Annotated in this window: 13 protein-coding genes and 1 pseudogene; 5 read left to right on the top strand and 9 right to left on the bottom strand. The window is 59.0% G+C overall.

The window, feature by feature from the left end:
* Positions 1-3 precede the first annotated feature (3 nt).
* The gene (gene fpr / locus ACYZTR_RS22165; protein ID WP_282376913.1) at positions 4-783 is read left to right on the top strand and encodes a ferredoxin-NADP reductase; all 780 of its coding nucleotides are present in this window, start codon (positions 4-6) and stop codon (positions 781-783) included.
* 111 nt (positions 784-894) lie between these two features.
* Here fpr and tsaA read toward each other — a convergent pair whose 3' ends face one another.
* From tsaA to rimO, 6 genes are all read right to left on the bottom strand, one after another.
* Positions 895-1,593, bottom strand: coding sequence for a tRNA (N6-threonylcarbamoyladenosine(37)-N6)-methyltransferase TrmO (gene tsaA / locus ACYZTR_RS22160; protein WP_461973836.1), 699 nt, complete (start codon positions 1,591-1,593; stop codon positions 895-897).
* Positions 1,594-1,778: 185 nt separating this feature from the next.
* The gene (locus ACYZTR_RS22155; protein WP_461973834.1) at positions 1,779-2,549 is read right to left on the bottom strand and encodes an SDR family oxidoreductase; all 771 of its coding nucleotides are present in this window, start codon (positions 2,547-2,549) and stop codon (positions 1,779-1,781) included.
* 136 nt (positions 2,550-2,685) lie between these two features.
* A complete protein-coding gene (locus tag ACYZTR_RS22150; RefSeq protein WP_461973832.1) occupies positions 2,686-3,156 on the bottom strand; it encodes a YehS family protein in 471 nt (156 codons plus the stop codon).
* Between the two features lie 75 nt (positions 3,157-3,231).
* On the bottom strand, positions 3,232-3,942 hold the full coding sequence (locus tag ACYZTR_RS22145) for an rRNA pseudouridine synthase (protein WP_401118818.1): 711 nt from the start codon (positions 3,940-3,942) through the stop codon (positions 3,232-3,234).
* A gap of 189 nt (positions 3,943-4,131) precedes the next feature.
* Positions 4,132-4,605 carry a GNAT family N-acetyltransferase gene (locus ACYZTR_RS22140; RefSeq protein ID WP_461973830.1) on the bottom strand — a complete coding sequence of 158 codons (474 nt, stop codon included), beginning with the start codon at positions 4,603-4,605 and terminating at the stop codon, positions 4,132-4,134.
* A 126-nt stretch (positions 4,606-4,731) separates the two neighbouring features.
* Entirely contained in the window at positions 4,732-6,069 is a 1,338-nt protein-coding gene (rimO, locus tag ACYZTR_RS22135; RefSeq protein WP_461973828.1) for a 30S ribosomal protein S12 methylthiotransferase RimO, read from the bottom strand.
* A 289-nt stretch (positions 6,070-6,358) separates the two neighbouring features.
* Here rimO and ACYZTR_RS22130 point away from each other — a divergent pair, with 289 nt between their 5' ends.
* Complete coding sequence (locus ACYZTR_RS22130) at positions 6,359-8,260, top strand: potassium transporter Kup (protein ID WP_461973826.1); 1,902 nt, start codon at positions 6,359-6,361, stop codon at positions 8,258-8,260.
* Between the two features lie 87 nt (positions 8,261-8,347).
* Here the strand turns inward: ACYZTR_RS22130 and ACYZTR_RS22125 are convergent.
* Positions 8,348-8,654 (bottom strand): annotated as a pseudogene (locus tag ACYZTR_RS22125) (DUF3077 domain-containing protein).
* A 578-nt stretch (positions 8,655-9,232) separates the two neighbouring features.
* Between ACYZTR_RS22125 and ACYZTR_RS22120 the strand changes: the two are divergent.
* Genes ACYZTR_RS22120 through ACYZTR_RS22110 form a run of 3 tightly spaced genes read left to right on the top strand, consistent with a single transcriptional unit; the run spans position 9,233 to position 11,368 of the window.
* Complete coding sequence (locus ACYZTR_RS22120; RefSeq protein WP_461973824.1) at positions 9,233-10,000, top strand: MarR family transcriptional regulator; 768 nt, start codon at positions 9,233-9,235, stop codon at positions 9,998-10,000.
* Position 10,001: 1 nt separating this feature from the next.
* Positions 10,002-10,700, top strand: a complete 699-nt coding sequence (locus tag ACYZTR_RS22115) for a hypothetical protein (protein ID WP_461973822.1) — start codon at positions 10,002-10,004, stop codon at positions 10,698-10,700.
* Positions 10,697-11,368: a PP2C family protein-serine/threonine phosphatase gene (locus ACYZTR_RS22110; protein WP_461973820.1), complete on the top strand. Its 672-nt coding sequence runs from the start codon at positions 10,697-10,699 to the stop codon at positions 11,366-11,368. The genes ACYZTR_RS22115 and ACYZTR_RS22110 overlap by 4 nt, the downstream gene beginning before the upstream one ends.
* Before the next feature lie 117 nt (positions 11,369-11,485).
* Here ACYZTR_RS22110 and ACYZTR_RS22105 read toward each other — a convergent pair whose 3' ends face one another.
* Together ACYZTR_RS22105 and mprF are read right to left on the bottom strand one after the other, a co-directional pair.
* The gene (locus ACYZTR_RS22105) at positions 11,486-12,781 is read right to left on the bottom strand and encodes a virulence factor family protein (RefSeq protein ID WP_461973818.1); all 1,296 of its coding nucleotides are present in this window, start codon (positions 12,779-12,781) and stop codon (positions 11,486-11,488) included.
* The gene (gene mprF, locus ACYZTR_RS22100) at positions 12,781-15,423 is read right to left on the bottom strand and encodes a bifunctional lysylphosphatidylglycerol flippase/synthetase MprF (protein ID WP_461973816.1); all 2,643 of its coding nucleotides are present in this window, start codon (positions 15,421-15,423) and stop codon (positions 12,781-12,783) included. The genes ACYZTR_RS22105 and mprF overlap by 1 nt, the downstream gene beginning before the upstream one ends.
* Positions 15,424-15,459: the final 36 nt, after the last annotated feature.

Here is a 15,459-nt window from a genome sequence, read left to right as displayed (position 1 = left end):
TACATGAGCAACATGAACCACGAGCGTGTCCTCAGTGTTCATCACTGGAACGACACTCTGTTCAGCTTCAAGTGCACCCGCGATCCGGGCCTGCGCTTCGAGAACGGTCAGTTCGTGATGATCGGCCTGCAACAGCCCAGCGGCCGGCCGCTCATGCGCGCTTACTCGATTGCCAGCCCAAACTGGGAAGAGCATCTCGAATTCTTCAGTATCAAGGTGCCTGATGGTCCGTTGACTTCCCAGCTGCAGCATCTGAAGGAAGGCGACGAGATCATCATCAGCAAAAAGCCTACTGGCACGCTGGTGCTGGATGACTTGAAGCCTGGCAAACATTTGTACCTGCTCAGCACCGGTACCGGTCTGGCGCCATTCATGAGCGTCATCCAGGACCCGGAAACCTACGAGCGTTTCGAAAAAGTGATCCTGTGCCACGGCGTGCGTTACGTCAACGAAGTCGCTTACCGCGAATTCATCACCGAGCACCTGCCGCAGAATGAGTTCTTCGGCGAGGCCCTGCGTGACAAGTTGATCTACTACCCGACCGTGACCCGCGAGCCGTTCGAGAACGAAGGTCGCCTGACCGACCTGATGCGCAGCGGCAAGCTGTTCAGCGACATCGGTCTGCCACCGATCAACCCGCAGGACGACCGCGCCATGCTGTGCGGCAGCCCGAGCATGCTCGACGAGACCAGCGAAGTGTTGAACAGCTTCGGCCTGAAAGTTTCGCCGCGGATGCGCGAGCCGGGTGATTACCTGATCGAGCGTGCGTTCGTCGAGAAGTAGGACGTTGTTTGGGTGGCGCAGAGCGTCACTGGATGCCTTCCCACGCGAAGCGTGGGAACGATCAGCCCGCGTTGCCTGAGAAGGTAGCGCGGGCTTTTTCGTTTCTGGCATTCAGACATTTGCAGGAATGACTTCAAGAACGCGGATCACCCCCGCCTCGGGGTAATGCCAACGCACATCCAGATCCCAGAACTGTGCGCCGTATTCCCGTTCGGGCGTAGGAATCTGGTACGCCGGACGTGGGTCTTGTGCCAGGCATTGCTCGATCAACGCCACCAGCGGTTCTTCAAGGCGCTGAGCATGCCCGTGAGCCTGTTGCAGCGCTGAATCTGTCCACTGTACGGGAATCAGCTGAGGCGCAGCGCTGGCGATGCTGTTAGAGGCCGTATCGATGATGTCGGCATAAGGCACGTAGGGTTTGATGTCGAGAATCGGCGTGCCGTCGAGTAGGTCGATTCCCGATATCCACAGCCGATTGGCTTCAACCTTGTCCAGTTTCACCACTGACTGGCCGATGCCATTGGGGCGATGCGTCGCGCGGGTGGCGAACACGCCCATGGATTTGTTACCGCCGAGGCGAGGAGGGCGCACTTTCAGTCGTGGCTTTTCTTCCAGGGCCTGATGGAACAGAAACAGCAGCCAGACATGGCTGACCTGCTCCAGACCTTGCACGGCGTCACCCTGATCGAACGGCGCCACCAGTTCCAGCACGCCGCGAGCGGCCGGGGCCAGTTGTGGCTGGCGCGGGATGGCGAACTTCTCCTTGAAGCAGGAGCGCACGAAGCCGATGGGGGAAACGCTGTAAGTCATGGTTTGGGGTCGAAGCGGGATGAGGGCGAGCATGATAACCCGGCCGGCCTCAAGTCTGGTGGTGGCTGAGCCGGCCTCTTCGCGGGCAAGCCACGCTCCCACAGGTTTCATGGCGTACACAAAATTTGTGTTCGCTCGAGAACCCTGTGGGAGCATGGCTTGCCTGCGATGGCCGCACCGCCGATCTAGAGGCTGAAACCACCATCCAAAGGAATAATATTCCCGGTCATGTACGCCCCAGCCGTACTCGCCAAACTGATCGCCAGCGCCGCCATCTCTTCCTCCCGACCCCAGCGCTTCATCGGAATCAACGCCGTGTCGTCGGCCAGCGCCTGTTCATCGTTGCCGATGTGCTGAGTCATCTTGCTCGGAAAGCGCCCCGGTGCGATGACGTTGACGTTGATGTGCTGGCTCACCAGCTCCCGCGCGAGAATCCGAGACAGTTGATGTAGGGCCGCTTTACTCGGCCCGTAGGCATAAGCCTGTTCGCCGAAGGACGAAATACCGGCCACTGAACCGATGTTGATGATCCGCGCCGGATTCGCTGGCGAACCGGCCTTACACAGTAGCGGCAAAAACTGTTGAATGCAGTTGAACACCGAGGTCACGTTGAGCTGCATGACCTTTTCCCAGCCCTTGACCGGGTAGCTCTCCAACGGCGCTCCCCACGTGGTGCCGGCGTTGTTCACCAGAATGTCCAGCTGGGTGATCTGTTCTCCCAATTGTGTGGCCAACTGAAGCACGCCTTCTTCAGTGGCGAGATTGGCCACCAGGGCATGGCAGTGACCGAGCGCACTCAGCTCATCAGCCGTTTGCTGACAGGCTTCGGCATCCCTGGCGCACACGTACACAGTGGCGCCAGCCTCGACATAAGCCTTGGCGATCATTTTGCCGATACCACGGGTGCCGCCGGTCACCAGAGCGGTGCGGCCTTGCAGGGAAAAGTACGGGTGCATGGCGAATCCTGAGAGCTGAGGGTCAATACACCCTAGTCGTCAGCCGCCAGAATCGGAGCCACTATTTTTGCGAGGAATGAGGGTCTATACAGCCTGGCCTTGAGCTACAGGTTTGCAGCTCAAGGCTGGCGGACGCTTACTGCGGGCGCACGCGTAGGGTCAGGCCCTTGAGGAAGTTGCGCAGCAACTGGTCGCCGCACGGGCGGTAGTTGGTGTGGCCGAATTTGCGGAACAGCGCGCTCAGCTCAGGCTTGGACACCGGGAACTCGGACGCCTTGAGAATCGCGTGCATGTCGTCTTCTTTCAGTTCGAAGGCCACACGCAGCTTTTTCAGGATGATGTTGTTGGTCACCGGCACTTCGATCGGCTGTGGCGGACGGCTTTCGTCCTTGCCGCGCTTGAAGGTCACCAGTCCGTCGAGGAAATGCGCCATGACTTCGTCCGGGCAGCGTACGAAGCCTTCCTCGTCTTCCTCTTTCTTGTCGAGGTACGTCACCAGGTCTTCCAGGGTCACGTCCATGCCGCCGAGCTTGATGATCTCGATGACTTTCTTGTCGTTGATGTCGAGCATGTAGCGCACGCTGCGCAGTACGTCGTTATGAATCATGGTGTGCAATCCTGATATTCAGCAGTGGGCGCCGCATACACAGCGGCGCCGAAAAGTGTGGCGGCGTGAAAAGTATTAGAACTTCTCTTTGCCGGACAGGTAGCGCCATTGCCCCAACGGCACTTTACCGATGGACACGCCGCCAATGCGGATGCGGCGGATGGCGACCACCTTCAGGCCTACGGCCTGGCAGAACAGGGCGATCACACCCGGTTGCGGGTTCTTCATCGCAAAGCGCAGACGGTTTTCGTTCTGCCAGCTGGCCTTGACCGGCGGCAGTTCCTTGCCCTTGTAAGTCAGTCCGTGGTTCAGGCGGTTAAGGCCGTGCGCCACCATCTCGCCCTCAACTTCGACCACATACTCTTGCTCGATCTTGGCGGAGTCGGCGGTGAGTTTGCGCAGAATCTTCCAGTCCTGGGTGAACACCAGCAGACCGCTGGCATTGGCCTGCAAGTCGGTGCTGGCGGTCAGGCGCAGGAAGTGGCCCTTGAGCGGACGTTTGCTGAAGCGATGTTCTTCGCTCAAGGTCTCGGCGCTGATCGTCGCCATGGCCGTTTCCGCATCCATGCCCACGGGCACGTTCAGCAGGATGGTCACCGGCTCCGGCGCAGTGGCCTTGGCTTCTGGATCAAGCTCGACTTTTTGCGTGTCGACCTTGAACTGCGGCTCGTCGATGACTTCGCCGTCCACGGTAACCCAGCCGCCCTCGATGAACAGCTCAGCCTCCCGACGGGAACAGCCGACGAGTTCGATGAGGCGTTTGGAGAGACGAATCGGGTCAGTCATGACAGGGCCGTAACAAAAAAGGGGTGGGCATTGTACCTGCCTGGCGCCGGTTAATCGCGGGTCCATTTGCGCAGTAAAGCTTTTTGTGGGAGCGAGCCTGCTCGCGAGAGCGGTTTATCAGTCAACATTGATGTGAAACTGATGGCCCCTTCGCGAGCAGGCTCGCTCCCACAGTGGTTCATCGCTGTGTCAGCCATGCCGCGAGTGTTGCTGGTTTTGGCGCAGACGCATGTGCAGCAGCGGATAAGGTTGGCCCATGCCGTCATGCTCAGAGCGACCGATCACCTCGAAGCCCTGTTTGAAGTAGAAACCCAGCGCTTGCGGGTTCTGTTCGTTGACGTCCAGTTCATCGGCATTCAGGTGTTCCATGGCATAGCGTAGCAACTGCTTGCCCAGGCCCTGGCCACGGTGAGTCGGGTCGATGAAGAGCATTTCGATCTTGCCCGCCGCCACCCCGGCAAACCCGGTGATGCGCTGGCGCGAGTCTTTGGTGCAGATCAGCATCACCGCGTCGAGGTAGCGGGTCAGCACCAGGTTCTTCAGCAGTTCGATGTAGCGGTCCGGCAGAAAGTCATGGGTGGCGCGCACCGAGGCTTCCCAGACTTGCGTGAGCTCTTCGTAGTCGCTGTGTTTCGGCGTGTGGATGACCGAATGTTGGCGCATGGCCGGATGCTCCTTCTTTTTACTCGCTGTTTCTGTGAATGTTGAGAATCCTTTCCTCATAAAACGATAGACGTAAAAAAGCCCCGCATCTTGTCAAGAGAGCGGGGCTTTTCGTATTTTTTGCGTTTAGATCTGTTCAGCCCACAGGTCGTATTCGTCGGCGTCGGTCACTTTGCACCAGACTTTATCGCCTGGTTTCAGGTTGCTGCCGTTGTCGATGAACACGTTGCCGTCGATTTCCGGGGCATCGAAGAAGCAGCGGCCGACGGCGCCTTGCTCGTCGACTTCGTCCACCAGCACTTCGATTTCACGGCCAACGCGCATTTGCAGACGAGCCGAACTGATGGCTTGCTGGTGCGCCATGAAGCGATCCCAGCGGTCTTGTTTGACGTCGTCCGGCACGATGGCCGCGTCCAGCAGGTTGGCCGGTGCGCCTTCGACAGGCGAGTACTGGAAGCAACCGACGCGGTCGAGTTGGGCTTCGGTCAGCCAGTTCAGCAGGTACTGGAAGTCTTCTTCGGTTTCGCCGGGGAAGCCGACGATGAAGGTCGAACGGATGATCAGGTCCGGGCAGATTTCGCGCCAGTTCTTGATTCGGGCCAGGGTCTTGTCTTCGAAGGCCGGGCGTTTCATGGCTTTCAGGACTTTCGGGCTGGCGTGCTGGAACGGGATGTCCAGGTACGGCAGGATTTTCCCGGCCGCCATCAGCGGAATCAGCTCGTCAACGTGCGGGTAAGGGTAAACGTAGTGCAAGCGAACCCAGACACCGAGGGAACTCAGGGCTTCGCAGAGTTCGGTCATGCGGGTTTTCACCGGCGCGCCGTTCCAGAAACCGGTGCGGTATTTCACATCGACGCCGTAGGCGCTGGTGTCTTGCGAGATCACCAGCAGCTCTTTGACACCGGCCTTGACCAAGCGCTGGGCCTCGTCGAGCACGTCGCCGACCGGACGGCTGACCAGTTTGCCGCGCATCGACGGAATAATGCAGAAGCTGCAGCTGTGGTTGCAGCCTTCGGAAATCTTCAGGTACGCATAGTGGCGCGGGGTCAACTTGATACCTTGCGGCGGCACCAGGTCGATCAGCGGGTTGTGATCCTGACGCGGCGGCACGGCGTCGTGCACGGCGTTGACCACTTGCTCGTACTGCTGCGGACCGGTCACGGCCAGCACGCTCGGGTGCACCTTGCGAATGTTGCCTTCTTCGACGCCCATGCAGCCGGTCACGATGACCTTGCCGTTTTCCTTGATGGCTTCGCCAATCACTTCCAAGGACTCAGCCTTGGCCGAGTCAATGAAACCGCAGGTGTTGACCACCACGACGTCAGCGTCCTGATAAGTGGACACAACGTCATAGCCTTCCATACGCAGCTGGGTAAGGATGCGCTCGGAGTCGACCAGTGCTTTAGGGCAACCCAGGGATACGAAGCCAACCTTTGGATTGGCCGGCGCAGGAGTGGTGGACATGTCTAACCTCGGTGTTTTGTGACGCCTCCAGCCATGAACGGCAAGGCGACAGACGGGCACTCGGTGTGCCTCTGATCAAAAAGTGCGCAATTCTAGCGATGGGGAGCTCACTTGACCAGCTTTATGCAGGGAAATACGACGAGTGCTGCGCTATGCTTCGCGCCGTTACGCTTTACCGATTTTTTACAGTCAACAAAACGTCTGTAACGTGAAGTAAAACAGCGCATGCTGCGCGGCAAAGCATAGTGCTTCTTCCAAAGAAGTCCGTACTGGGTAGTAGGAGTGGTGGATGGGTCAGGCAAGTAGTCAGGCAGCGGGTGCCGAGCATTCTGCGGCAAAGCCGATTGGCATGCTGGTCGCGGCGGTCGGGGTGGTTTATGGCGATATCGGCACAAGCCCGCTGTACACCCTCAAAGAAGTGTTTTCCGGTGGCTATGGCGTGCCCGTCAATCATGACGGGGTGCTGGGGATTCTGGCGCTGATTTTCTGGTCGCTGATCTGGGTGGTGTCGATCAAGTACATGATGTTCGTACTGCGCGCCGACAACCAAGGCGAAGGCGGGATCATGGCTTTGACTGCACTGGCTCGGCGGGCAGCGGCGGGGCATCCCAAGTTGAGGGGGTTTCTGGTGGTCTGCGGGCTGATTGGTGCGGCGCTGTTTTACGGCGACAGCATGATCACGCCGGCGATTTCCGTTCTCTCGGCTATTGAAGGCCTGGGGCTGGCATTTGACGGCATTGACCATTGGGTGGTGCCGCTGTCGTTGATCGTGCTGGTGGCGCTGTTCCTGATTCAGCGTCACGGCACCGCGCGGATCGGCATTCTGTTCGGGCCGATCATGGTGACCTGGTTTGTGGTGCTGGGGGCGCTGGGTGTCTACGGCATCCTGCAACACCCGGAAGTGTTGCAAGCGATGAACCCAGTCTGGGGCGTGCGTTTCTTCGTCGCACACCCAGGCATGGGTGTGACCATTCTTGGCGCGGTGGTGCTGGCACTGACCGGCGCCGAAGCGCTGTACGCCGACATGGGCCACTTCGGTCGCAAGCCGATTGCCCGTGCGTGGTTCATCCTCGTGCTGCCGGCGCTGGTGCTGAATTATTTTGGTCAGGGCGCCTTGCTGCTGGGTGATCCGGAAGCGGCGCGTAACCCGTTCTACTTGCTGGCGCCAAGTTGGGCACTGATTCCGTTGGTGGGGTTGTCGACCCTGGCCACGGTCATTGCCTCTCAGGCGGTGATTTCCGGTGCGTTCTCCTTGACCCGTCAGGCGATCCAGCTCGGCTACATTCCGCGCATGCACATTCAGCACACCTCCAGTGCCGAACAAGGCCAGATTTATATTGGCGCGGTGAACTGGGCGCTGATGGTCGGCGTAATTCTGTTGGTGTTGGGCTTCGAGTCCTCCGGTGCCTTGGCCTCGGCCTACGGCGTGGCCGTGACCGGGACGATGCTGATGACCACCATTCTGGTGTCGGCGGTGATATTACTGCTGTGGAAATGGCCTCCGGTGCTCGCGGTTCCGCTGTTGCTCGGTTTCCTGTTGGTGGACGGTCTGTACTTCGCTGCCAACGTACCGAAAATTATTCAGGGCGGGGCGTTCCCGGTGATCGCCGGTATCGCGCTGTTTGTGCTGATGACCACCTGGAAACGCGGCAAGCAACTGCTGGTCGACCGTCTCGACGAGGGTGGCTTGCCGCTGCCGATCTTCATCAGCAGCATCGCCGTGCAACCACCGCATCGTGTCCAGGGTACTGCCGTGTTCCTCACGGCGCGGCCGGATGCCGTGCCTCATGCGCTGTTGCACAACCTGCTGCATAACCAGGTGCTGCACGAGCAAGTGGTGTTGCTGACGGTGGTGTACGAAGACATCCCGCGGGTGCCTGCGCAACGGCGTTTCGAGGTCGAATCCCACGGCGAAGGTTTCTTCCGGGTGATCCTGCACTTTGGCTTCGTCGACGAGCCGGACGTGCCGCAAGCGCTGAAGCTGTGTCATCTCGATGAACTGGACTTCAGCCCGATGCGCACCACCTACTTCCTCAGCCGCGAGACGGTCATCGCTTCCAAACTTGAAGGCATGGCACGCTGGCGTGAGACGCTGTTCGCCTTCATGTTGCAGAACGCCAATGGCAACCTGCGCTTCTTCAATCTGCCGCTGAACCGGGTGATTGAGCTGGGGACTCAGGTAGAGATGTAAGCCGGATCAAAAAGCCCCCGTTGCCATTGCGGTAGCGGGGGCTTTTTTGTGTCTGGTGTCTCGGTGCCTTTAATCGCGCTTAGGCAGCTATTTTTTAGATTCAGCCTTTGTCCGAGCAGGTGGCGGCGTCAGCACCTTCACTACATCATCAATCACTGCCTTACATTGCCGTCAGGTAATGCGCGGCCCAGGCGTGTCGGTCGGTGTCTCGGGCGTAGGCAGCATCTTTAGTCAGCTCCTTGGCAAGGAACAGAAAATCAGAGGCCATGGCTAGCGCATCACCGAGGGGAACGTCTCGACTGACACGGAACAGTGCCTGGTTCGAGCAGTAGATGAAGGGGGTGAGGCCGATGGTTTTCAGCTCTGAGGGTTCTGATTGATTTGTTTTGGTCATGGTTTTACTCCTGGGTTCGAGAAGCTGCCACGTTCGTTTCCAAGCGAATGGGTGGCAGCTGTACGCAGGTTGGAAAACCGGGAACCAAGGAACCGGCACGCCCGAAGGCGTCCCACGCACAGCCGCCATTACTCAAGATCGCTGCCATGAAATCGGCTGCATTCGTGAAGGGTGCTGTAGCGTTGCGGTTCGACGGGTTTCCAAGCCCGATCGCTGAATGGTCAGCGAAGTCCGGAGAGTATCCCGTCGAAGAAAAGCGCAACAAGGCATCAAAGTGCCCAAAAAGCACGATTCGGAGTTTGCCTACAAGGTCTACGGGCGTCATCCGATATTTCGCCACCTTAAGTAAACGAAACTAAACGCGGCGAGCGATTTTACAACTCGCTGGATTTTTGCGTTGTTGCAGCAGACGAATGAAACCGGAATTGTCACTATCCAACCTGTTCGCGAATTGCCAGGCGATCTGCAGGTTTCCCAGTGAAAACTGATAAATACCGAAAGTACTTGACGGATCGATATTTCTAATGAGACAAGTGTCCACGTTTTATGGAATGTGGACACTTGGAGTTTTTAGCTTCATGAAGAGTCAAGACATTTTGCTTTTGTTCAAGATGGCCAGCCTGCACGCCCAGGAAGAGAATCTCTTTGGAAAGATGGAATCTGAGTCTAATTCGAACATGGTTGAGGATTTGTTGAAGCCCCAGCAGATAAATGGAATGACGGCAGGGGGGCGAGTGGGGCAGCCGCTAATCACCTATCCCGCTGATGGTGAAGAAGCTGTATTCCACCGCCAGGAGTTCGACTCATCCTTGGGCGATGAGGATGGGTGGGAAGGGTGGTCGGAGCCTGTACCTTCTCCGCCGCTGGCGAGCTGGAGTGAAGGCTACTCGTTGCGTGCGTTATCTGCGTCTCTTGGGCTAAGCAAAAGCGAGGTTTCAAACTCTATAGCTAGGTGTCGTGAGTCCGGAATGCTCGCCAATGACTACGACACCGGGCTTCCGAAAGTTAATCGGCGAGAGCTGCTGAAAATCACCGAGCACGCTCTGAAATACTTTTTTCCCGTGAAGCCGGGCGCGATGGTTCGCGGTATTCCAACAGGCTTCGCAGCGCCAGCCCTGTCCAAAAGCATCAAGAGCGCTGGCGGGTTGATTCCGGTTTGGCCTGATGCACTCGGAACTGAGCGTGGTCAGGCGATAGAGCCGCTCTACAAGACGGTGCCGGAAGCGGTGAAGAGGGACAGAACCCTTTATCACTATCTTGCGCTTGCTGATGCGATCCGTCTTGGTGGCCCGCGAGAGTGTGGTGTGGCGGTTAACATTCTAAAAGCAGGGATGGGGCTGAAATAACATGTCATCAAACGCTGATCACAACTATGAGCTCATAGAATTTGTTGCAGACGGCTTGGGGGAGGCGTTTCTCACTGAGGTTGCCTTTGTCGGCGGTTGCACCACGGCCATGCTGGTCACTGATACTGCTGTGCTGGACGACATTCGTTTCACCGATGATGTCGACCTCGTGATCGAGCTGGCAGGCATTAGCGCCTGGCAACGCCTCACAGAACGCCTGGCGGTTAAGAATTTCAAGATCACTGGCGAGGATGAGGTCAACTGTCGTTTTCGCTTCAACGACGTCGTCGTCGACGTGATGCCTTCTGACCCAGCTGTTCTCGGATATGCCAATCGTTGGTTCGTGGAAGGGCTGGCGAAGGCTGATAAATTTACGTTGCCCAGCGGTATCGTTATCCAGATCTTTAAACCGACCTACTTTCTTGCCACCAAACTAGAGGCCTTTAGCGGTCGCGGTGAGGGCAACCCCTACCACAAGGATGTCGAAGACATCATCATCTTGATTGATGGTCGTCCAGAGCTTCTGGAGGAAATTAGCCAAGCTGAGTCTGAGCTCAAGGAATTCATCACGGCTGGCATTCGAGAACTCACGGCGCTCAGTGGTATCGACTACGTGATTGAAAGCTCGGGCTCGGTGCAGGCTAATCCGGGTAGAGGGCGAATCATCCACATGCGGATGAAGGACTTGGGCAACGCATGAGATACGACACCAGATCGGTAGTAGGACGGACCAGGAAAGCCAATCATGACTGTGCTGGAGCTCTCTGCGACGGCGACAGAGGGCTGTTCGTCATCACGGACGGTACGTCGAAGCCCGGTAGTGGCCAACTGGCTGAATGCTTCGTAAAAGGTGTTTTATCCGCCTACCCGAAACACATAGATCAGGGGGGCGATATCACAGAGCACGGAGCAGTTGAGCGGGTACTTGGTTCAGTGCTGGCCGAGCTTCACCCCATTTTGTTTGCGGACCAGACAGGGACCACTTGTTACCTGGTCGGTTTTGCTGCTCATGGGAAGCTCACGCTTGCGTATGAGGGGGACTGTTCGTGCGGTGTAGTGACACCGGCAGGCACGATCGATTGGATTACGCCGCCCCACTGCAAGGCCAATTGGAGGCGCGACCGTTCGCACCGTGAGCTGGCGCAAGATCCAGCTCGAAACTGGGTAACCCGATGCCTGAAGGTTAATCGTGTCCCGGACCCTGACTTTGTTTTTCACCAATTGGCCGTCGGTGAGCGACTGGTGTTCGTAACCGATGGCTTCTGGGCGGAGTTAACGGAGTCGCAGCAAAGCAGCTTGTTGGCAGCACCGGATAGCGACTTTATCGCTGTTGAAGATGACGTAACGTGGATAGATGTTCAGCTTTAGCCTTGGAAGCACAGAACATCCACATGCAGTCCGGCTAGCTGGTAGCGCTTCATGTTTGTACATGTAAAAAGCCCCCGCAATCGTGAGGTAGCGGGGGCTTTTCGTGTGGGGCTCAGATCACTCCTGAGCCGTCTCGTCCTTGGCCTGACGCTTCTCGATGATGTCCACCAAACGCTGGGCCAGCGCCGGGTAGTTCTCGTCGAAGTGATGACCGCCAGGCAGTTTCATCGCTTCGCCCACCGCGGTCTTGTCGGTGCAGCCGCTCTCGTCGACTTCTTCTTCTCCGTAGATGCACACCACTTTCTCCGGCGGCAGCTTGGCCATTTCCGGGCCGGTGGCAGCTTCTTTGCCGGCGTTGCCGAGCCAGCCTTCGACTTCGATTTCGAAGCTGCCGGTGCGGGCGAAGGCCAGCAGGATGATCGCATCGACGCGTTGCTGCTCCGATTCGGCCAGTCGGTTGTAGATCGCCGGCAGGACGTCGGCGCCGAACGAATAGCCGGTCAGGATGAAGCGTTTGGTGCCCCATTTCTGCCGGTAGTGCTGCATCAGTTCGGCCAGGTCCAGAGCGCTTTGCTCCGGGCTCTTGTGCTGCCAGTAGTAGCGCAGGGTGTCGATGCCGACCACCGGGTAGCCGATCTTCGCCATCTCGCCCGCGACGTCACGGTCCAGGTCGCGCCAGCCGCCATCACCGGAAAGGAACAGGGTGACAGTGTCCTTGGCCTGACCGGCCGGGACTTCAACCACCGGGATCTGCAGACCGCCCGCAGCTTTATCGCCGCCAACGAGGATCTTGCGCAGTTCGTTGTTCAGCACTTGGGGCAGGTTGATGTCGTAGTCGCTGATGCTGGTTTCGGCGTTGGGTTGGTCGCGCACGAAGCCGGCGCTGGTGTCGTCCGGGTTGTCGTTCCAGGCCACCAACCAGTGACCGTGAGTGGCGCTTTTCGGCAACAGGTGCGTGCAGCCGGTTTTTTCCAGGGCCAAATCCACCGAAACGGCTTGAGCCTTGTCGTCCTTCTGCTCGGACAACCAGCGCCACGCCAGCACGGCGCCAGGGCCGATGCCGCTGACCAGGGTCGCCGGGCTTTTGAGCTCTCTCAGGGCCGATTGCAGGGCGCGACTTTGCAGCAAGCAGTCTTTGGGCAGGATCACCTGAACAATCTGCGCCGAGCCGGTGCGGCTCAGGGTTATCAATTGTTTGTCGCTGAGCTTCTGGTCTTCATCGACCGCCACCAGCACTTGGGCGCGTGGCGTGTTACCCGGGATGACACGGGTCATCGCGGCGCCATCGGCCGGGGTCAGCCGTTCGAGGGTCGGTTCGGGCGCCGGGCGTTTCAGGTACCAGTAACCGCCACCGAGAATCAGGGCCAACACTACCAGTGTGGCCAGTACGTACCGCAAGGAGCGTTGAATCATCAGCGTTTCACCAATCCAGTCAAGCCGCCCGCAATCAGGGCGGCAGTGTCGGCCAGGGCAACCAGCGGATCGAGTCCGGCGGGCACGGCCATATAACGAGGTTCCCAGTCAGGCTGGAATTTGTCTTTGAAGCGGCGCAAACCTTGGAAGTTGTAGAGCTGCTCACCACGGCGGAAAACCATCGAGCCCAGACGCTGGGTCAGTGGTGCACCACGACGGGGTTGCAACCCCGACAACGGCACCATGCCCAGGCTGAAGCGTGCGTATCCATGATTTTTATAATGTTGAATCAGGCCGACCATCATGAACTCCATGGTCAGCTTGGGGGCGTCCGGGTGCGCGCGCATCAGGTCGAGGCTGGCCAGGTCATGGCCGTAGGTCTCGAGCAGGTTGGCGAACGCCACCGGGCGCCCTTCGAAACGAATCACCGCGACGCGGAAATGCTTGAGGTAGTCATCGCTGAAACGGCCGAGCGAGAAGCCTTTCTCGCGCACGTTTTTGCCGGTCAGCCAGGCATCGGAAATCACCTTGAGCTCATCCATTGGCGCTTGCCCCGGATCAAAGATCTCCAGCGACAGGCCATCGCGAGTGCCACGGTTCCAGGTGTAACGCAGGTCTTTCATCTCTTTGCCCTTGGCTTCGAGATCAAAGCGAAGCAGATCGACCCGGGCTTCTTCGCCGAGCTTGATCGCGGTCAGGCCGATGTCCATGTAGTACGGCAGGTTCTCGGCGCGCACTTGATAGAACACAGGGCGGGCGTGGTGGATGTCGCAGAGGTCGCGGAACTGCCAGATCATTTCCGCCCGTTGCTGGGTCGGGCCGATCGGGTCATACAAGGCCACCAGGCTGCGACCACGGCGGGCGTACATCAGGAACGCCTCGTCGTTGGGGTGAAACAGCAGCGCCTTGTCACCGGTCAGGGCCAGGCCGCCATCCGGTTGTGCGGAGGCCATGAGGATCTTTACCGCGCGATCCAGTTCATCCGGCGTTGGCAGATGGATCACCGGGCGCGCGGTGCGCAACAGCCAGGTCAGGGACACCACCACCAGCAGGACCGCGGCGCCGAGCAGCGAGCGCAAGCCCCGTGGCGCGTCAGCGTCGAGGGTGAACTGCCACCAGAGTTGGTGGCTGTACGGGACGTCCTGATAGGCGAACAGCAACAGCCAGATCGACGCACCGAGTACGCACAGGCTGGCCACCAGATACAGCGGCGAGAACGGCAGTTCGGTCAGGCGGCTGGGGCGATAGAACGAGCTGCGGAAAACCCCTAGCAAGCTTGCAGTCAGGGTCAGCAGGCAGGCTTCTTCCCAATCGAAGCCCTTGAGCAGCGAGAGCAGGGCGCCGACCAGCAACAATATGGTGGTCAGCATCCAGGCGGCCGACAGTCGGCGGCGCAGCCCTTGAGCCAGCAGCAAGCACAGTACGCCAACCAGGCTGGCACCGAAGTGCGAGGCGTCGACCAGTCGATGCGGGATCAGAAAGCCGATGTGTTCCAGGCGTGTGTCGATTTCCGGGGTGACGCCGGAGAACAGCAACACCACGCCGGACAGAAATACCAGCACCGCCAGAATCGGCGCGGCCAGGCCGGACGCCACCCTTAAAGACTGGCGCGATTGAAACAGGCGCTGACCTTCGTTGATCAGCAGGAATAAGCAGGCCACCAGCAACGGCAGCACCACATAGATCATGCGATAGAGCAGCAGGGCGGCAGCGAGTGGCGCGGCGCCGAGTTTGTCGGAGAAGGCGGCCAGCAGAATTGCTTCGAACACCCCGACACCGCCGGGAACGTGGCTGAGCACACCGGCGGCCAGGGCGAGCAGGTACACCAGGAGGAACGCGCCAAAGGGCGGCGCTTCAGGCAGCAGCAAATAGAGCACGGTTGCCGCGGCGGCGACGTCCAGGGCCGTGATGATCAGTTGCAGGAACGTCAGGCGACGGCCCGGCAGGCGCAAAGTGCGGCGTCCAGCCTTGACCAGCAGGTTGTCCGGATAAGGCTGTTCTGGCAGGCGGCGGCGGTAGATGCCGATGGCCAGTACCGTAAACAGCAGCAGTACGGCCACCGCAATCGCGCCAAGCAGCGTCTCGGACAAACCCAGCGCGGCAGAGGCGGCAGGCAAGTTGCTGAGGGTGGCGAGGGCGGCCAGTGGGGGCAGGGCGCAGCCGAGCGAGAGGCTGGCGAACAGCGTCATGTGGGCGACTTCAGAAGCTCCCAGGCCATGACGCGCATATAAACGGTAACGAACCGAGCCCCCCGAAAGCATCGAAAGGCCGATGGCATTGCCGATGGCGAATGCGGTGAACCCGCCCAGGGCCAGGATTCGCGGCGCCAGTGTCACGCCCGCATAGCGGCTGGCCGACCATTCGTAGCCCAGCAGAATAATAAAGCCGACCACGGTTGCGCCCAGCGCGCCCAATAATGCCGGTTTCGGAACGTCGAGAATCGAGTCATGCAGAGCGTACAGGTCGAGTTCGCTCAACAGGTGGCGACAGGCAATCAGCGCGATAGCGAACAACAGCAAAGTAGCTGCCAAGCCGATGGGCTGGCGGTATTTGCTGATTCGATCAAGCAAGCGCAGACGCTCGGCCTTGATCGGTTGTGTCGCTGTGACGGTGTCTTGTGAATCAGACGAGTTGGCGCGCATCAATCACCTCTTGGATTGTGCGCGACAGGATGGGGG

This window comes from Pseudomonas sp. Hz4 (genome assembly GCF_054898165.1).
This window is presented reverse-complemented; position numbering and strand designations above follow the sequence as displayed.